Origin of the sequence: Tardiphaga sp. 619_E2_N8_4 (assembly GCF_051810905.1) — a bacterium.
In the GTDB taxonomy this organism is placed as follows: Bacteria; Pseudomonadota; Alphaproteobacteria; order Rhizobiales; family Xanthobacteraceae; genus Tardiphaga; species Tardiphaga robiniae.
The window spans coordinates 1,416,083-1,434,774 of sequence record NZ_JBPWQJ010000001.1 but is presented as its reverse complement, the minus strand read 5'-3'; the positions used below and the strand labels follow the sequence as shown (position 1 = coordinate 1,434,774).

Sequence of the window (18,692 nt, the reverse complement as noted above, 5' to 3'; positions counted from 1 at the left end):
CATGGCTGCAAGATTAGGTGGACGCTCAGGCGGCGGTGACGACCTCGAGGTCAACCACGAAATCAATGTGACGCCTTTCATCGACGTGATGCTGGTTCTGCTGATCATCTTCATGGTGGCGGCGCCGCTTGCAACGGTCGATCTCGGTGTCGATCTGCCGGCAAGCGCCGTAGAACCACAGCCGCGCCCCGACAAGCCGGTCTTCGTCACCGTCAAGCCGGACCTGACGATCGCCGTCGGCGAAGACATCATCCCACGCGATACGCTGAGCGGCACGCTAGATGCTGCGACCAAGAACAACAAGGACGAGCGCATCTTCCTGCGCGCGGACAAGGTCGTGAGCTATGGCGATCTGATGGAAGTGATGAACCTGCTGCGCAATGCAGGCTATCTCAAGATCGCGCTGGTCGGCCTCGACGGACGAACCTCTGCGCCATGAACGTCTTTGCGCTACATGCGCCGACCGACAGCGTCGGTCTTCGCTGGACCGGGTCGGCGATCGCTATCGTCGCGATCCATGCCGGCCTGATCGCTGCAGGCATCTGGTGGTACCATCAACCGAACCCGCCGGGCGTTACGATGCCGACCATCATGATCGACATGGCGCCGGCCACCGCCGCGCCTGAAACGCAACCACTGGATATCGCGCCCGGCCCCGAGATGCAGAAAGCGGAATCGCCGTCCGAGCCACCGCCCGAACCGGTTCAGCAGAAGCAGGTGGAAGAACAGATCCCGCCGACGCCGCTGATGGAGAAGCCGGTCGTCGAAGCACCGCCCGAGCAGAAGACCGAGCCGACGCCCCCCCCGCCCGAGCCTGCCAAGATCATTCCCGATCCGCCAAAGCCGGTGCCGGAAAAGCCCAAGCCGAAGCCAATACGCGCCGAGATCAAGAAGAAGCCCAACGATACGCCAGCAGCGCCGCAGACCACTGCGGCACCGCGCGCAGAACGTGTTGCGCCTGCAGCATCGGCTGCAGCGGCCGGTGCCTCGAGGGCAGCGTCTGCGTCTTACAATCAGCTCGTTCAATCACACTTGCAACGCTTCAAGCAATTTCCCCAGAGTGCACGCACCGGTCAGTCAGGCACGGCAGTCGTCAGGATCGCCTTTACACTCGATCGCAGCGGTCGCGTGCTGTCTTCTCGCCTCCTGGGATCGTCGGGAAATCAAGCGCTCGATGCCGAAACGCTCGCCATGGTTCGTCGCGCGCAGCCATTCCCGGCATTTCCGCCGGAGAAGACCGGCGGTACAGAGGCGTTCAATGTTCCACTGCGATACGACCTTCGTTAGCAACAGCCGAAGATCGTGACGCGCCGCGACCGGGCAGATATCACTGCACCGGATTGGCGCGCTCGAACTGGCGCAGCAGTTTGTTACCGCGCTCTGCTGCAGCGTCGAGGGCCTCCTGCGCAGGCTTCTTGCCGCTGAAGGCCTGTTCCAACTCATCCTCGATGGCGTCGCGGATCAGCGTGAACGAGCCGAGGCGCAATCCCTTCGAATTTTCCGTCGGCGCCTTGAGCGTGATCTGTTCGATGGATTTCACGGTGCCGGGGTTGCGGTCGTAAAAACCCTGCTGGCGCGTGAGTTCATAAGCGGCGCGTGTGATCGGCAGGTAACCCGTCTTCTGATGCCAGGTCGCCTGCACTTCAGGCTGCGAAAGAAACGCAAAGAACTTCGCGACGCCCTTATATTCTTCGCGCGGGCGATCGCGCAGCACCCAGAGCGTTGCGCCGCCGATGATCGAATTCTGTGGCGCCGCCGTGACATCCGGCCAATACGGCATCAAGCCATAGCCGACCTCGAATTTCGCATTGGCGAGAATGTCGGCGCGGGTGCCTGACGAGCCCAGAAAAATCCCGCATTCGCTCTTCTGAAAGCGTGGCTCAGCCGCTGTCGCACGGCCGCTGTAGTCGAAGACCTTGGTCTTCTGCCATTCGGCAAGTTGCGTAATATGCCTCACCATCAGCGGATTGTTGAAGGTGAGCACGGCGTCCAATCCACCAAGGCCGTTGGACTTGGTCGCCACCGGAATGTTGTGGAATGCCGAGAAGTTCTCGACATTGATCCATGACGGCCAGGCCATCGTGAAGCCGCAAACCGCGCCTGCCGTCCGCAATCGCTTGGCAGCTGCGCCGAGTTCCGGCCAGGTCCGCGGCGGCTCGTCCGGATTGAGTCCGGCGGCACGGAACAGATCCTTGTTGTAGTAAAGGATCGGCGTCGACGCATTGAATGGGAAGGACAGCATGTTGCCGGCCATGTCGGTGTAGTAGCCCGTAATGGCTGGCAGATAGGCTGACGGATTGAACGCCTCCGCCTGATCGCGCATCAGCTCATAGACGGGATAGGTTGCGCCTTTGGCGGCCATCATGGTGGCCGTCGCGATTTCGTTGACCTGGACGATGGCCGGCTGGGTCCGGGACCGGAAGGCAAAGATCGACGCCGTGACGGTCTCGGTATAGTTGCCCTTGTAGACCGGAACGATGCGGTAGCCCGTCTGCGTGGCGTTGAAATCCGCGGCCAGCTTTTCAACGTGCCGGCCGAGTTCTCCGGACATCGCGTGCCACCACTGAATGTCGGTGGCGCGTGCGGGCGTCGCCGTCTGGCTGACTGTCACCACGAGCGCGAGATATCCGAGCGCCGCCTTCAACTTCATTTCATTCTGCCCTTACAACGCCGTCGGCTGCCGGCCTGCTGTGCTAATCATTCTTGTTGGGAGGCCAAAGCTTCCGCCGCCCAATAAAATAATGATTCCATTATAGTTTTGATCGAAATTGCCCCGCACGATGGCGTTCACCGGACACGATCTGCCGCAGCACTCTGTTGCGACTTCGCGGCGTTCGGTTCAATCGGGACTGCGCCAGTTCAACCAGTTGTTGCAGGTTAATAGCCAGCACCGCCTGTATTTGCTACATTGAACTGTCTCGCAACCTCAACGAAACTCTTTCAGACTATAAAGATCGAGTTGCCGGGTTGTGATGCACGGCTGTCTCACCGATTGAACCTTTCGCAAGGCCGAATGACACACCTGTGGTGACGAGCCCGCACAACGGAGTTTCTGAAGGACAGGACGAGCTGGCGGCGCGAGGCCGGACCGGCCTCGTCGCGGCTGTCCGTGCGATTCCGATCCGCTGGCGCATTTTGTCCATCGCAGCCCTGAACTCGGCGGTCGTCCTCGTCCTGGCGGGATTGATCTGGAGCGGCTCGCGGGTGCTGTCCTCCGCCTGGGACGATGTGCGCCAGGTCCGGCAGTCCGATCAGGTTCTCGCCCTGCTCGAGAGCGAGACCGGCCGGCTGCAGAACCTGATCCATCGCTATATCAATCAGCCCAGCCCCGAACTGTTCGCCGAAATCCTGCTATTGCGCGAGGCTGTGCTCGGGACACTGAACACCCGTGCCTCCACCGACCCCATGCTGTCCGGCTCGGTTGCCGAGCTGGAGCGTGTCACCGAGCGCTTCCTCAGCGGCTTCGGTGAATTACGGACGCTTCAGACAACCATTGCCAAGACTTATGAGGAACAGGTGCTCGGGCCTGCCAAGGACATGGCGGGACTGTACTCCATCATCGAGGGCGCCACCGGCCAGCGTGACGCGCTGATCTGGCCGGCACTCGGCAAGTCGCGTGAGGCATTCACCGCGATGCTGGTCGCCGCCAACGCCTATTATCTGTCGCTGGCATCCGCCTCGGCCGAGGATGCACGCCGCAACACAGAGACGATCGAGCGTACTATCCCGGTCATGACCGACCTCGCCGACAATGATCTGCAGCGTATTGCGCTGCAGCGGCTCAAGGGACGCTCAGTTGCACTCCGCCAAGGGCTCGCAAAACTGTCCGAACAGCTCTCCAGCCGCACGGACCTGCTGCGCAATTCGATCGATGCCAGCCAGGCCGACACGATTGCTGCGATCGATGGCCTGTCCGTCAAGATGCGCCAGCGCGAGCAGTCCGCGCAGGCCACTTTCGACCGTACGCTGACGGCGATCTCCCGCAATGTCATGGTCATCGCGGCGGCCTTTCTTGGGCTGATCATCACCGCAGGCATCATCATCGCGCTGAGCATTCGCCTGCCGCTGCAGCAGATCATGGCCTCGATGCGGGCGATCACCTCGGGCGACTATGATCGCAAGGTCCAGGGCACGGCCGCCAAGGACGAGGTTGGCGCCATGGCCCGCGCCGTCGAGGTGTTCCGTGAGAACGCCGTCGCCAAGCGCGAAGCCGAGAACGAGCTGCGTGCATCGAAAGAGAAAGCCGAAAGCGCCTTGCTCGAACTAAATGCCGCACAGCAGAATTTGATCGACGCCGAACGGCTGGCCGCCCTTGGCGGTCTGGTCGCCGGCGTGGCCCACGAGGTCAATAATCCGATCGGCATCAGCCTCACCGTGGCTTCAAGCTTCGCGCGGCGCTCCGAAATGTTCGAGGCCGAACTGCGCTCCAATGCCCCGCTGCGGCGCTCGCAATTGGAAGAATTCGTCAAGACATCACGCGATGCGGCGCAGCAACTGGTCGCCAACCTGCATCGCGCCGGCGAGCTTATTCAGTCCTTCAAACAGGTCGCCGTCGATCGGTCCCACGCCGAACGGCGGCAATTCAGCCTCTCCGAGGCCACCGATCAGATCATCGCCAGCCTGCGCCCCGTCCTGAAAAAGGCTCCGATCACACTGACGGTCGACGTGCCGGACGGGCTGATGATCGATGGCTATCCCGGGTCCTACGGCCAGATCCTGACCAATCTGTTCCTGAATGCGGCCAATCACGCATTTCCGGACGGCAAACCGGGCGCCATCGCTATCACCGCCAAGCCGCGCGGCACCGACGACATCGAGATCAGCTTCTCTGACAACGGCGCCGGCATGAGCCCGGACGTCCAGCGACAGGCTTTCGACCCGTTTTTCACCACGCGCCGCAACGAAGGCGGCACCGGCCTTGGCCTCCACATCGTGTACAATCTGGTGACCCAACAGCTGGGTGGCCGGATGATGCTGGAGTCAAGACTGGGACAAGGCACGACATTTCGCATTATCATGCCGCGGGCCGCCACTGGCGCCGCCGGATCATTTGACGGGACTACGCAATGGCCGACCAGGACGATGTCCTCTACCTGATTGAAGACTCCGGTGATGTCCCGGAAGAATCCAATAACCGAAAATGGAAGATCGCGGTCATCGACGATGACCAGGCCGTGCATGAGGGCACGCGCTTCGCGCTGAGCGATTACACCCTGAACGGCCAGTCGCTGGAAATCCTGTCGGCCTATTCCGCTGCCGAAGGCCAGGCCCTAATGCGCGAGCATACGGATATCGCGGCCGTGCTGCTCGACGTCATCATGGAGACCGACGCGGCCGGCCTCGAACTGGTCGAGTTCATCCGCAACGAACTGCACAACGAAACCGTTCGTATCATCCTGCGCACCGGCCAGCCCGGTCAGGCGCCGGAGCGCCGGGTCATCGTCGACTACGACATCAACGATTACAAGGCGAAGACCGAACTGACCGCCGACAAGCTGTTCACCTCGCTGACGGCCGCGCTGCGCAGCTATCAGCAACTCGAACGCATGGTGCAGACACGGCGCGGCCTCGAAATCATCATCGACGCCGCCTCGACGCTCTATGATTTCAAGTCGATGCAGCGGCTTGCCGAAGGCGTGCTGACGCAGATCGCCTCGCTGCTGAATGTGGATTGCGCCGGCATTCTGGTGCTGCGCGATGGCGGCGTTGTCGGCGACGACTATGCCGTCCTCGCCGGATCAGGCTGTTACAGCCGCTTCATGGGTACCGCCACCTCGCAGTCGCTCGATCCGGACCTGCGCCAGATGGTCGAAGATGCCTTCAAGCGCCGCAAGCATGACTTCGCCGACCATCGGACAGCGCTCTATATTCGCACCGGCAGCGGCCGTGAGGTTGTCGTGCTGCTGCAGGCGGAGCGGCAATTGTCGGAGACCGATCGTTCGCTGGTTGAGATCTTCGGCAGCCGGCTGTCGATCGCCTTCGACAACGTGATCCTCTATCAGCAACTGCACGAGGCCAATACGCAGTTGGAAGACCGCGTGGCGCAGCGTACCCGCGCCCTGATGCAGGCCAATCGCCGGCTTTCCGCGCAGTGGCTGCGGCTGCAGCGCGCCAACGGCTTCAAGAACGAGATTCTGGGTACCGTCGCCCATGACCTGAAGAATCCACTCGGCGTGATCCTCGGCCGCACCGAGATGCTGACCGAGCTGATATCCGCGGGATCGCCGAAGGAAAACATCTCCGCGCAGGTCGATCACATTCGTGACGCCACCAAGCGACTGACCTCGATGGTCGATCACCTGATCTCCGACGCCATGGCGGACGCCTTCGATATCACCATCCGCCGTGAGCCGGTCGATCTGGCGACGCTGGTCCGGGACGTCGCTGAAGCGAACCGGCCGTCTGCGGTGAACAAGCAGCAGGACCTCTCCGTCTCGGCGCCGGACCACCACGATCTCACCATGTGCGATGCCGACCGGATGCGCGAAGCGATCGACAATCTCGTCAGCAACGCCATCAAATACAGCCCGATCGGCGGCAAGATCGCGCTGCTCATCACAGGCGATGCCGATTATGTCCGCATCAGCATCAGCGACGAAGGTCCCGGCCTGTCGCCGGAGGATCTCGACCGCCTGTTTGGTCGTTTCCAGCGGCTTTCAGCCAAGCCGACCGGTGGTGAAAGTTCAACCGGCCTCGGCCTGTCGATCGTCAAACGCATCATCGACATGCATGGCGGCGAGGTGAATGCACATAGCCCCGGCCAGGGCGCCACCTTCACCATCCTGCTGCCAGCCACCAGTGAGGGCCTGTCATGAGCCAGAGCCCGCATATCGTCATCGTCGACGACGAAGCACCCGCCCGCGAGATGGTGGGCGACTATCTCAAGATGCACGGCTTTGCCGTGACCCTGTGCGACGGCGGCAAGAGCCTGCGCAGCGAGATCGAGACCAAGGTGCCGGATCTCGTGGTGCTCGACCTCAACATGCCCGAGGAAGACGGGCTCTCGATCATCCGCGACCTCAAGAGCCGCATCAATGTGCCGGTGATCATGCTCACTGCCACCGCGAGCCCGATCGACCGTGTCGTCGGCCTCGAACTCGGTGCCGACGATTACATCGCCAAGCCCTGCGAACTCCGCGAATTGATGGCGCGCATCCGCTCGGTCTTGCGCCGAAGCACGCCGGTGAAGGGCGCAGCAACAGACGCAACGCCTGCCAAGGAGAGCAAGGATCATCTCGTGCGCTTCGGCACGAAATGGCTCGATCTGGAAGCGCAGGCCCTGCGCGATGATGAGGGCAACGAACATCCGCTGACAGCCTCTGAATTTGGCCTGCTCAAGGTATTCGCCGCGAATCCGAAGCGCGTGCTCTCGCGCGAACGGCTGCTCGAACTGGCCAATGCCCGCGATGCAGAGGCTTTCGACCGGGCGGTTGACCTACGGATCATGCGAATCCGCCGCAAGATCGAGCCCGATCCGACGAAACCCGCCGTGATCCGTACAATTCGCGGCGGGGGCTATTTGTTCTCCCCGGTGGGCGACAAGGCCTGAGCACCCCTTTTGGAATCTATCTCATTCAATTTACACGCATTTCACCTCTGAATGTTTCGTCGCAAACCCTGCGATGAAACAATTCTCCGGTTCCATGAAACCATTTTCCGCTTTTGAAGCAGACGCCCTGAAACCGGGGCTCCTTAACAATCCTCCCAACGAAGCCGCAACGCGGTCTCTTACGGGAGTTAGTCATGCAGAACGTCATCGCCCTCAATGCCGCCGGTCAGCAGGGTATCATTACGGCCCGCGCCACCTCGGATGAGATGCTGCTGGAGAATATCGCCAGCGGCGACCGCACAGCGATGCACACGCTTTATGCCCGGCACAATGTGCGGGTCTATCGCTTCGTTCTCCGCATGCTGCGTGACACGTCGGCGGCGGAAGATCTGGTCAGTCAGGTATTCCTCGACGTGTGGCGGACCGCCAGCCAGTTCGAAGGCCGCTCGCAGGTCTCCACATGGCTGTTGTCGATCGCACGCTTCAAGGCACTGACCGCGCTACGCCAGCGTAAATATGAAGACATCGACCAGGACGATGTCATGGAAATCGCCGACCAAGCCGATACACCTGAGGCGTCGCTCGATCGCAGCCGCACCAGCGCCATTCTTCGCGCCTGTGTCGCCAAGCTGTCGCCGGCGCATCGCGAGATCGTCAACCTCGTCTACTATCATGAGAAGTCAGTGGAAGAGGTCGCCGGCCTGATCGGTATCCCCGCGTCGACGGTGAAGACCCGGATGTTCTACGCCCGCAAGCAGCTCGCCGATCTCCTGAAGACCGCCGGCATCGACAGTATCGCAGCGTAATCTGCCGCGTTCCTTTTGCTCCAACGTTCCAGACGTCAGTTCGCGTAAACCTCCCCACCTCCAGCGACCCGGACGGGATGCCCCCTTCCGGGTCGTATTCTGTTTGGAGCTACGGCTTTGTCATCGTCGGCGGACGCACGAACTTCCGCACCGACCTGCGCAATACATCTGACAAAATTGGACAAATTGTCTACGAGTCCAACGGCGAACGCCAATGTGGGCAGATGGACAGCCTTTTCAAGACGTTGCCGAATCCGGGCGGCCAACTAACAAAGACCTCGCGCAGTTTCGCCCGCGCGCTCTGCATGATAGAACACGTCCAGACTACACATGGACGGATGCAGATGTTCGAAGGCTTTGACCCTGTCATACTAGCCCGAGCGCAATTTGCGTTCACGATGTCATTTCACATCATCTTTCCCGCGTTCTCCATCGGGCTAGCGAGCTATCTCGCCGTGCTCGAAGCGCTCTGGTTGTGGACCGGGCGCGACGTCTTCCTCAACCTGTTCAATTACTGGCTCAAGATCTTCGCCGTGGCCTTCGGTATGGGCGTGGTCTCGGGCATCGTGATGTCCTACCAGTTCGGCACCAACTGGTCGGCCTTCTCCGACAAGGCAGGACCGATCATCGGCCCGCTGATGGCCTATGAAGTCCTCACCGCCTTCTTCCTCGAAGCGGGCTTTCTCGGCGTCATGCTGTTCGGGCTTCAACGCGTCGGACCCAGACTACATTTCTTCGCCACGCTGATGGTCGCGATCGGCACGCTGTTTTCGGCCTTCTGGATTCTCTCGGCGAATTCCTGGATGCAGACGCCGGCCGGCTACACTATCAACGCTGCCGGCCAATTCGTTGCGGCCGACTGGTGGAAGGTGATTTTCAATCCGTCCTTCCCGTATCGTCTCGTGCATATGGTGCTGGCGGCCTATCTCACCACGGCTTTCGTGGTCGGCGCGGTCGGCGCCTGGCATCTGCTCAAGGATACGCGCCTGCCCGGCCCGCGCGTGATGTTTTCCATGGCGATGTGGATGGCGACACTGGTCGCGCCGCTGCAGATTCTTGCCGGCGATCAGCACGGCCTCAACACGCTCGAGCACCAGCCAACCAAGATCATGGCCATGGAAGGCCATTTCGAGAGCCATCCCCATGGCGCACCGCTGATCCTGTTCGGTCTCCCGAGCCAGGCCGAAGGCAAAGTGAACTACGCCATCGAGATACCCAAGCTCGGATCGCTGATCCTGAAGCATGACCTCAATGCGCCGATGGCCGGGCTCGATACTGTTCCGCGCGAAAACTGGCCGCCGGTGCCGGTGACCTTCTGGTCGTTCCGCATCATGGTCGGCATCGGCTTTCTGATGCTGGGGCTGGGACTGCTGAGCCTCTTCATGCGCTTCCGCGGCAAGTTCTATGAGTCGCGTTTGCTTCACAGCTTTGCGCTAGCGATGGGACCGGCCGGCTTCATCGCCGTGCTGGCCGGCTGGGTCACCACCGAAACCGGGCGGCAGCCGTTTACGGTGTTCGGCCTGCTGCGGACCAGCGACTCGGTCTCGCCGCTGGCGGCGCCGGCCGTTGCGTCGTCGCTGATCGCTTTCGCCATCGTCTATTTCCTGGTGTTCGCCGCGGGCACGATCTATCTGCTCCGGCTCATGGCCGCGCCACCGCATCATGATGAGCAAGGCCCGGCCGGCAACGTCCCGAGTCGCGCGGCGGGCATTACCCCGGCCGTAGGCGCAACCGCATCGGGGCGCGCGTCATGATCGATATCGCGGTCGTCTGGGCCTTCATCATCGCCTTTGCCGTCTTCGTCTATGTCGTGATGGACGGCTTCGATCTCGGCCTCGGCATGCTGTTTCCACTCTTCCCGAAGAAGGAAGACCGTGACGTCATGATGAACTCGGTCGCCCCGGTCTGGGACGGCAACGAGACCTGGCTGGTGCTCGGCGGCGGAGGGCTGATGGCGGCGTTTCCGCTGGCCTATGCGGTGCTGATGCCGGCGCTCTATACGCCGATGATCGTGATGCTGCTGGGGCTGGTGTTTCGCGGCGTCGCCTTCGAATTCCGCTGGCGCACCACGCGCGAGCGCAATCTGTGGGACATCGCCTTTGCCGGCGGCTCGCTGATGGCCACGCTCGCGCAGGGCGTGGCGCTCGGCGCGATCCTGCAAGGCATCGTCGTCAACGGTCGCCACTATGGCGGCGGCTGGTGGGACTGGCTGACACCGTTCAGCGTCCTGACCGGACTCGCACTGATGGCCGGCTACGGCCTGCTCGGGGCCACTTGGCTGGTGCTGAAGACCGAAGGCGCGTTGCGCGATCAGGCCTATCGGCTGAGTTGGTGGCTGCTATTTGCTATGCTCGCCGCCATCGGTCTCGTCAGCATCGCGACGCCATTTCTGGATGCCGAATATGCGCGGCGCTGGTTCGCCTGGCCCAACATCATCCTGACGGCGCCGGTGCCGATTGCAGTTGCAGCCATCACGGCGCTCTTGATGCGAAGCCTCGCGGCCAAACAGGATTACCGGCCGTTCTTCCTGTCGCTGGCGCTGTTCGCATTGTCCTATGCCGGATTGGGCATCAGCATGTGGCCCTATATCGTGCCGCGCAGCATCACCATCTGGCAGGCCGCGTCGCCCGACAATAGCCTGCATTTCATGAGCTACGGCGTCGCCGTGCTGGTTCCCATCATCCTCGGTTACACCGCCTGGGCCTATTATGTGTTTCGCGGCAAGGTTCGCGCTGGCGCGGGCTATCACTGATGACACCTGCGTCGCAGCAAAAGCCCGTCCCTTCAGACAAGCGCCCGCTGATGCAGCGCCTGTTGTGGTTTGTTGCGCTGTGGCTGGGCGGCGTCGCCAGTGTGACCCTCGTCAGCTACGTGCTGCGACTGTGGATCGCACCGAAATAGACGCGGTGACCTTTAATCAAATCGTCACCCGCGGACGGCAAATATGCCGGCGACTCACGACGTCCGCGCGCGGACCGTCGCCCGCTGATTTCATGGTTCCCGTGATTTGGCTGGGATGATACAGAATATCGGACGCGAAACCGGAGATACCTGCGATGATCAACATCCGCCGCCTGCTTGGCTTTCAGCTCGTCGCCGCAGCCAGCCTGATGTTGTCGATCACGCAAGGCCTCGCCCAGCAACCGCGCCCGGATGTCGGCGACGAGCCCGGGCTGATTGCCGACGACTCCGTTCAGCTTGAACCGGAATTCCAGAAGCAGATGGTGCTGTACCGCACCACCGAGGCACCGGGCACCATCATCATCGCGACCTCAGAGCGCCATCTCTATGTGGTGCAGGGCAATGGTCGCGCGCTGCGTTACGGCATCGGCGTCGGCCGCGACGGCTTCCAGTGGCAGGGCCTCTTGAAAATCTCGCGCAAGGCGGAATGGCCGGACTGGACGCCGCCGCCGGAAATGATCGCGCGTCAGCCCTATCTGCCGCGCTTTATGGCCGGCGGCCCCGGCAATCCGCTCGGCGCCCGCGCGCTCTATCTCGGCGCCACCGTCTATCGCATCCACGGCACCAACCGGCCCGACACCATCGGCACCGCCGTATCGTCCGGCTGCTTCCGGCTGGTCAATGCCGATGTCGCCGACCTCTATGAGAGGATCCCGGTGGGCACCAAGGTCATCGTACGGCAGAAGCCTGAAATCTGATCTGCGCCTCGCCGCACAGCTCTTCGATCCAGTTTTTCTCTGACATATTTTTCTCTGAATACGGGGCGGACGTCGCATGGGGATGAAGCGGACTTTCACGACCGGGCTGGCCATCGGCCTGGTGGTTGCCACTGCAGTGGCTGCGGCTGCGATCACCTATGAGCGCTACGACACCAAGACGCTGAAGCGCACCGTCAAACGCGACGCAGTACTCTGCGGCGTCAATACCGGCCTGCCCGGCTTCTCGTCGCCGGATGCGCAGGGCACCTGGACCGGCTTCGATGTCGACTTCTGCCGCGCCGTTGCCGCTGCGATCTTCAACGATCCAAAGAAGGTGACCTTCGTTCCGCTCGACGCGTCGGATCGCTTCAAGGAGCTGCAGAGCCGCAAGGTCGATATCCTGTCGCGCAATTCCACCTGGAGCATGTCGCGCGAAACCAATTACGATCTCTATTTCCCCGCCGTATCCTATTATGACGGCCAGGGCTTCATGGTGCCGAAGTCCCGCAAGATCGATTCCGCATTGGAACTCGATGGCAGCAAGGTCTGCGTCCAGGACGGCACCACGACGGTGCTGAACCTCGCGGACTACTTCCGCAGCAACAACATCAAATATACCGAAGTGAAGTTTCCAAAGCTGGACGAAGTCCTGAAGGCCTATAATTCCGGCCAGTGCGACACCTTCACGGCGGATGCCTCGCAGCTCTATGCGCTGCGCCTGACCATGAGCAAGCCCGACGATCACCTGATCCTGCCCGACGTCATCTCCAAGGAGCCGCTGGCCCCCGTGGTGCGCCAGCGTGACGACGACTGGATGATGATCGTGAAGTGGACGCTCTACGCCATGATCAATGCCGAGGAGCTTGGCATCACCTCGAAGAACATCGACGAAGCCCTGAAGTCCAAGAAGCCCGACGTGATGCGTCTGGTCGGCACCGAAGGCGCCTATGGCGAAGACCTCAGCCTCTCCAAGGACTGGGCTGCCCGCATCATCCGCCATGTCGGCAATTACGGCGAAGTCTATGACCGCAATATCGGCGAAGGCTCGAAGCTGAAGATTCCGCGCGGGTTGAACCAGATCTGGAGCGCCGGCGGCATTCAGTACGCCCCGCCGATCAGGTAGGTACTTAACCTCTCCCCGCATCTTGCGCGGGGAGAGGTCGACCCGGCAGAGCACAGCGACGCCGGGGCGGGTGAGGGGCATGGCACAGGGCCAGCGCCAATCTCTCACTCTCTAAGCAAAGAATTCCACGGGAAGCTTCGGCGCCCATCATCGGAGCGATCCGATGAACTGCCGATGAGGCGCGCGCCTGCCATGCCCCTCACCCGCCGCGAAGACGCGGCGACCTCTCCCCGCAAAGCGCGGGGAGAGGTTAAGAGCGCCCGCCTCAATAATTCTTCAGCCGCGCCAGTTGGTCCGCGTGATAATTGCTGTCCCCCAGCAATTCCTGGCAGACCCGCGCTCGCTTCATGAAGAAGCCGATGTCGAACTGATCGGTCATGCCCATGCCGCCATGCATCTGCACGCCTTCCTGCACGGCCAGCGTCGCCGTGGTGCCGGCCTTGGCCTTGGCGACGGCAATAGCGGCCGGCGCCGTCGGCGCGCCGTCGTCGATCAGCTGCAGCGCCTTCAGCACCGCCGCACGGGTCACCTCGATCTCGGTATAGAGATGCGCGGCGCGATGCTGCAGCGCCTGGAATTCACCGATCAGTTTGCCGAATTGCTTGCGCTCCTTGAGATAGGTCACGGTGCGGCCGAACACTTCGTCTGACAGGCCAACCATCTCCGCCGCGACGGCGCCGCGGCCGATATTCAGCACGCTGTCCAGCAATGCGCCGCCCTGATCGACATCGCCGAGCACGCTGTCGGCGGTAACCTCGACATTGTCGAACGTGATCCGCGCTGCATTGTGCGAATCCACCATCGCGGTGCGCTCGAGCGCGATACCCTTGGCCTTCGGATCGACCAGAAACAGCGTGAGGCCCTCGCGCTCACCCGGCGCACCTGCACTGCGCGCCGCGACGATCAGGAGATCGGCGGTGTGGCCATCGACGACAAAGGCCTTCGCGCCGTTCAGCTTGAAGCCATTGCCGGAGCGCGCGGCCTTCATCGCCGTCTGCAGCGGGCGATGCTTCGCGCCTTCGTCGATGGCCAGCGCCGCCAGCAGCGCACCATTGGCGATCTTTGTCAGATATTCCGACTTCTGGGCGTCGCTGCCCCGATTCAGCGCCGAGACGCCCAGCACAGCCGTGGAGAAGAATGGCGACGGCATCAGTGTGCGGCCAATCTCTTCCATCACGACGCCGGCTTCGACGGCGCCGAGCCCGCTGCCGCCGAACGCTTCCGGCACCAGCAATCCGGCAAATCCCATCTCGGAAAACGCACGCCAGTAGTCGCGCGAGAACCCGGTCGCATCCTTGGCATCACGCAGCTGCCGGAAATGACTGACCGGCGCCTTGTCGCCGATAAAGCCGCGGGCACTGTCGCGCAGCATGGTCTGTTCTTCGTTGAGGAGGAGAGGCATGGGTGTGATCCGATGATGAGGCGGTCTGGCGACCAAATTGATCCTAGCTCAGTCCTCATGGTGAGGAGGCGCGAAGCGCCGTCTCGAACCATGAGATGGAGTGCACCACCATCCTTCGAGACGCGGCCTTCGGCCACTCCTCAGGATGAGGGCAGAGTGAAATTCACGCCCCCGGCAAATCCAGAATGCGTTTGGCAACAATCCCCAGCATCACTTCGCTGGTGCCGCCTTCGATCGAATTCGCCTTGGTGCGCAGCCACGCACGCGGACGTGCGCCTTCATGCGAGCGCTGGCTTTCCCATTCCAGCGCATCGATGCCGCCCGATGACATCAGGATTTCATGGCGGCGCTTGTTGAGTTCGGTGCCGTAATATTTCATCGCCGACGAAAACGCCGGATGCGCCTGACCGGCTTTCGCCAGATCGACCGCGCGCTCTGCCGCACAGGCCAATGCGGCCTCATCGACTTCGAAACTTGCGATTTGCCCGCGCAGCATCGCATCGTCGAGGCGGCCCTGTTCGTCCGCCCCGATGGAGTCGGCAGCGACCTGGCCAAGCGGCCGGCCAGCACCGCGCTCGCCCATGCCAGAGATCATCGCACGCTCGTGCTGCAGCAGGTATTTCGCCACGTCCCAGCCGCGATCGACAGTGCCGAGCACATGCGACTTCGGCACGCGGACGCTATCGAAGAAAGTTTCGCAGAAGGGCGACTTGCCAGAGATCAAAAGGATCGGCTTGGTCGAGACACCCTTCGACGCCATGTCGAACAGGATGAAGCTGATGCCGTCATGCTTCTTGCCGGACGCGTCGGTGCGCACCAGGCAGAAGATCCAGTCGGCATAGTTCGCGTAAGACGTCCAGATCTTCTGACCGGTGATGAGATAGTCATCGCCGTCGCTCTCGGCGCGCGTTTGCAACGAGGCCAGATCGGAGCCGGCATTCGGTTCGGAATAGCCCTGGCACCAACGGATCAGGCCTGCGGCGATCTTCGGCAGATGCTCCTGCTTCTGCGCGTCGGTGCCATATTTCAGCAGCGCCGGCCCGAGCATGGAAATGCCGAACGACACCAGCGGCAGACGGGCGGAGATCGCAGCCATTTCCTGGCGCAGGATCTTCGTCTGTTCGCCGTCGAGGCCGCCGCCGCCATATTCCTTTGGCCAATGCGGCACGGTCCAGCCCTTGTCGCGCATCCGTTCGAACCAGAGACGCTGCGGCTCGGATGAGTACTTCGCATTGCGACCGCCCCAGAATGTATCCTCATCCGAACTCATCGGCCTCCGCATCTCCGGCGGGCAATTGGCCTCAAGCCAGGCGCGCGTCTCGCTGCGAAATTGATCGAGATCCGACATCAGCGTTTCCATCCATTTTGTGCGCGGGATGCCGAGCATCCGCAATGTTGTTGGGCGAAGCTTACTCGCCACTTCGTGGAATTCAATGGCCTGCTGCAAAGCGGAAGTAGTCAGGCTCGCCATTCCGGTGTATCGCCAGAGAACAACGAGCAAAAACACACGAGGAAACAACATGCGTCTCAAGTGGCTTTCGCCTGGCGAAATGTCTCCCGACCAGAAGTCCATCTATGACGAGTCGATCGCCAGCAAGCGCGGACGCCCGCCGGAGCCGATGATGGCCTGGCTCGCCAGCCCGAACATGGCCCGGCACGCGACCCGCCTCGGCGCGTTTCTGCGCTACGACACCACGCTGACACCCGCGCATGCCGAGCTGGCGATCCTCGTCACCGCGCGGCACTGGACCGCGCATTTCGAATGGTATGCGCACAAGAAGATGGCGCTCGACGGCGGCCTCGATCCCGCCATCATCGAAGACATCAAGAACCGCCGCACGCCGACCTTCAGCGAGAAGAAGGCGCGGGTGATCTATGACGTCGCCAAGTCGCTGCACGAGGCGCAGGGCCTGTCCAAGCCGCTCTATGACGAAGCCACCGAGACGCTGGGCGCCCAGGGCCTCGTCGAGATCATCGGCCTGTGCGGCTACTACACCATGGTCTCGATGACGCTGAACACCTACGAGTTCGGCCTGCCGGACGGGCTGGTCTCGGAACTTGCGTAGGCGATGCCCCTATGGGTAAAGCGCCGCGAGACCCATCAATCCAATTCCTGGAAACGATGGGTTTCGCGAAGACGCTCTACCGATCCTGCGATCGCGTGACTAGATCGTGCTGAGCGCCATACCCCTCAGGAGTTTCCCATGCCCGACCAAACCCTACCGATCCCCGCAGGCACACGGATCGGGCATGTTCACCTGAAGGTTGCCGATCTTGATCGCGCGCTCGGCTTTTACCGCGACGTCCTCGGCTTTCAGGTCAAGCAACGCTATGGCGATCAGGCTGTCTTCATCGCCGCCGGCGATTACCATCACCACATCGGCCTTAACACCTGGGAGAGCAAAGGCGGCCAGCCGCCGGCGCCCGGCACCACAGGTCTTTTCCATACCGCGATCCTGTATCCCACCCGCGCCGCATTGGCCGACGCGCTGCACCGCGTACTCTCGGCCGGCATACAGCTTGACGGCGCCAGCGACCACGGCGTCAGCGAAGCGCTGTATCTGCGCGACCCCGACCAGAATGGCGTCGAGCTCTATTGGGATCGCCCGGAGGCAGACTGGCCACGGAATGGCGATGGCGGGATTGCGATGTTTACCAGGCGGCTGGATGTTGAGGAGCTGCTGAAGCAGCGGCAGACATAAACTCAGTCCTCATCCTGAGGAGCCGCGCCCTTCGCGCGGCGTCTCGAAGGATGTGCCAAGCAGCTCATGGTTCGAGACGGCGCTACGCGCCTCCTCACCATGAAGTTAGAGCTTTGCTCTTCCGCCCCCGCACCATGATCAATACTGCTGCGGCCACCTGCAACGCCATGCAGACATAAAACGGCACGGCGTAACTGCCAGAAAAATCGCGCAGCCAGCCGACGATGCCCGGACCGAAAGCGTAAGTGACCTGCGTCGCCGCCGTGATCAGGCTAACCAGCACCCCGAACGAGCGGGCGGCAAATTCGCGCTGCACGATCAGCGCCGGCAGCGTGATCAGATTTCCAACCGAAAAGCCGAACAACGCGCAGGCAAAGAACACCAGCGCCTCATTGCGCGAATTGATGATGATCGCAAGCGCCGTCGCCTGGCTGAGAAACGACAGCGCCGATGCCAGTCGCTGATTGAGCCGGTCGATCACTGTCGAGAACAGCACGCGGCCAACCACCGCCATCAGCGTCAGCAGTGATACCGCGGCTGCCGCGCGCTCGCGGCCGATCACCGGATCGAGAAACGAGATCAGGTGCACGATGAAGCCGACCTGCGCAAACAATCCGAACGCAAAAGCAATGGTGAGCGTCAGGAACGCCACGTCGCGCATCGCCTCCGCGCGAATGCGTGTCGACGATGGCGCGCTGGCCGTAACGGCAACACCGCCTTGCGCAGCGCTCGCCGCACGATGCGGCGGATGGCCGACGAAGATGATGATCACCGGGACGAGCAGCACAAGCATCGCGATCGCTGCTGCGATAGTCGCGCCGCCAAAGCCGAAGGCATTGCTCGCCGTCACCATCAGAGGCACGCCGACGATGCCGCCGAAACTCGCGCCATTCAGCGCAAGGCTGATGGCCATACCGCGCTTCTTGTCGAACCACAGACCAAGCGTGTTGGTGATGGCGCCGAGACTGGTGCCGGCCCACCCGAATGCGAGCAGCACATTCACCGCATAGAGCTGCCAGGGCGACGTGATCTGTCCGAGCAGGATGGTGGCAAACGCCATCACGCCGACGCCGGCCAGCAAACAGTTGCGCGGCCCGAGCGCACGCATTGCTTCACTCACGAATGCGACGAGCAACGCGCCGACGAGATAGAAAAACGTGGTGGCCGTTGCGATGGTCGAGGCCGGCCAGCCATGCACGCGCTGAAGTTCCGCGAGATAGACGCTCTGGCCATAGAAGCCGAGCGCCCAGCCGAATGTCGCGAGCAGGAAACAAACACCGACGATACGCCAGCCGTCGTAACGAGCCGATGTCTCGTCATTTACCTCGGGCTTCTTCGGCCCAGTCGGAGTCGCGTCCATTCCGGATCTACTTTCATTACGTTTCGTCCATCATGCTGCTCTGCGACAACACGCCGCGCTGATGTACCACCGTGATTAGAATTAACCACCC

17 protein-coding genes are annotated in these 18,692 nt (G+C 62.0%); 13 read left to right on the top strand and 4 right to left on the bottom strand.

Annotated elements, in window-relative coordinates; genetic code table 11:
* The first annotated feature begins 1 nt into the window (after position 1).
* Positions 2 to 439, top strand: a complete 438-nt coding sequence (gene exbD / locus AB8A23_RS06850) for a TonB system transport protein ExbD (protein ID WP_089263503.1) — start codon at positions 2 to 4, stop codon at positions 437 to 439.
* Positions 436 to 1,287 carry an energy transducer TonB family protein gene (locus AB8A23_RS06845; RefSeq protein WP_439060077.1) on the top strand — a complete coding sequence of 284 codons (852 nt, stop codon included), beginning with the start codon at positions 436 to 438 and terminating at the stop codon, positions 1,285 to 1,287. Before exbD ends, AB8A23_RS06845 begins: the two co-directional genes overlap by 4 nt.
* Positions 1,288 to 1,327: 40 nt before the next feature.
* On the opposite strand, the gene ugpB is transcribed toward AB8A23_RS06845, so the two are convergent.
* Positions 1,328 to 2,650, bottom strand: a complete 1,323-nt coding sequence (ugpB, locus tag AB8A23_RS06840) for a sn-glycerol-3-phosphate ABC transporter substrate-binding protein UgpB (RefSeq protein WP_439060078.1) — start codon at positions 2,648 to 2,650, stop codon at positions 1,328 to 1,330.
* Positions 2,651 to 3,069: 419 nt separating this feature from the next.
* Here ugpB and AB8A23_RS06835 point away from each other — a divergent pair, with 419 nt between their 5' ends.
* The 9 genes from AB8A23_RS06835 (at position 3,070) to AB8A23_RS06795 (ending at position 13,137) form a co-directional block, all read left to right on the top strand.
* Positions 3,070 to 5,097 carry a sensor histidine kinase gene (locus AB8A23_RS06835; protein WP_231081267.1) on the top strand — a complete coding sequence of 676 codons (2,028 nt, stop codon included), beginning with the start codon at positions 3,070 to 3,072 and terminating at the stop codon, positions 5,095 to 5,097.
* Complete coding sequence (locus AB8A23_RS06830) at positions 5,067 to 6,815, top strand: ATP-binding response regulator (RefSeq protein WP_439060079.1); 1,749 nt, start codon at positions 5,067 to 5,069, stop codon at positions 6,813 to 6,815. The genes AB8A23_RS06835 and AB8A23_RS06830 overlap by 31 nt, the downstream gene beginning before the upstream one ends.
* Positions 6,812 to 7,549 carry a response regulator gene (locus AB8A23_RS06825; RefSeq protein WP_184512339.1) on the top strand — a complete coding sequence of 246 codons (738 nt, stop codon included), beginning with the start codon at positions 6,812 to 6,814 and terminating at the stop codon, positions 7,547 to 7,549. Before AB8A23_RS06830 ends, AB8A23_RS06825 begins: the two co-directional genes overlap by 4 nt.
* A gap of 194 nt (positions 7,550 to 7,743) precedes the next feature.
* The gene (locus tag AB8A23_RS06820; protein WP_093757615.1) at positions 7,744 to 8,355 is read left to right on the top strand and encodes a sigma-70 family RNA polymerase sigma factor; all 612 of its coding nucleotides are present in this window, start codon (positions 7,744 to 7,746) and stop codon (positions 8,353 to 8,355) included.
* Positions 8,356 to 8,699: 344 nt separating this feature from the next.
* Positions 8,700 to 10,109 carry a cytochrome ubiquinol oxidase subunit I gene (locus AB8A23_RS06815; RefSeq protein ID WP_439060080.1) on the top strand — a complete coding sequence of 470 codons (1,410 nt, stop codon included), beginning with the start codon at positions 8,700 to 8,702 and terminating at the stop codon, positions 10,107 to 10,109.
* Positions 10,106 to 11,107, top strand: coding sequence for a cytochrome d ubiquinol oxidase subunit II (gene cydB / locus AB8A23_RS06810; RefSeq protein ID WP_089263497.1), 1,002 nt, complete (start codon positions 10,106 to 10,108; stop codon positions 11,105 to 11,107). Before AB8A23_RS06815 ends, cydB begins: the two co-directional genes overlap by 4 nt.
* A complete protein-coding gene (locus AB8A23_RS06805; protein ID WP_120287497.1) occupies positions 11,107 to 11,256 on the top strand; it encodes a DUF2474 domain-containing protein in 150 nt (49 codons plus the stop codon). Before cydB ends, AB8A23_RS06805 begins: the two co-directional genes overlap by 1 nt.
* Positions 11,257 to 11,411: 155 nt before the next feature.
* Positions 11,412 to 12,014, top strand: coding sequence for a L,D-transpeptidase (locus tag AB8A23_RS06800; RefSeq protein WP_089263709.1), 603 nt, complete (start codon positions 11,412 to 11,414; stop codon positions 12,012 to 12,014).
* An 82-nt stretch (positions 12,015 to 12,096) separates the two neighbouring features.
* Entirely contained in the window at positions 12,097 to 13,137 is a 1,041-nt protein-coding gene (locus tag AB8A23_RS06795; RefSeq protein ID WP_086936948.1) for an amino acid ABC transporter substrate-binding protein, read from the top strand.
* 265 nt (positions 13,138 to 13,402) lie between these two features.
* Here AB8A23_RS06795 and AB8A23_RS06790 read toward each other — a convergent pair whose 3' ends face one another.
* Both AB8A23_RS06790 and AB8A23_RS06785 read right to left on the bottom strand, forming a co-directional pair.
* Positions 13,403 to 14,539, bottom strand: a complete 1,137-nt coding sequence (locus AB8A23_RS06790; protein WP_439060081.1) for an acyl-CoA dehydrogenase family protein — start codon at positions 14,537 to 14,539, stop codon at positions 13,403 to 13,405.
* Between the two features lie 163 nt (positions 14,540 to 14,702).
* Complete coding sequence (locus tag AB8A23_RS06785) at positions 14,703 to 15,887, bottom strand: acyl-CoA dehydrogenase family protein (protein ID WP_439060082.1); 1,185 nt, start codon at positions 15,885 to 15,887, stop codon at positions 14,703 to 14,705.
* Positions 15,888 to 16,059: 172 nt separating this feature from the next.
* On the opposite strand from AB8A23_RS06785, the gene AB8A23_RS06780 reads away from it, so the two are divergent.
* Both AB8A23_RS06780 and AB8A23_RS06775 read left to right on the top strand, forming a co-directional pair.
* A complete protein-coding gene (locus tag AB8A23_RS06780; protein ID WP_093757618.1) occupies positions 16,060 to 16,605 on the top strand; it encodes a carboxymuconolactone decarboxylase family protein in 546 nt (181 codons plus the stop codon).
* Between the two features lie 138 nt (positions 16,606 to 16,743).
* On the top strand, positions 16,744 to 17,241 hold the full coding sequence (locus AB8A23_RS06775) for a VOC family protein (RefSeq protein WP_439060083.1): 498 nt from the start codon (positions 16,744 to 16,746) through the stop codon (positions 17,239 to 17,241).
* 94 nt (positions 17,242 to 17,335) lie between these two features.
* Here the strand turns inward: AB8A23_RS06775 and AB8A23_RS06770 are convergent, their stop codons facing one another.
* Positions 17,336 to 18,601 (bottom strand): MFS transporter, encoded by a 1,266-nt coding sequence (locus AB8A23_RS06770; RefSeq protein ID WP_439060084.1) that lies wholly within the window; start codon positions 18,599 to 18,601, stop codon positions 17,336 to 17,338.
* Positions 18,602 to 18,692: the final 91 nt, after the last annotated feature.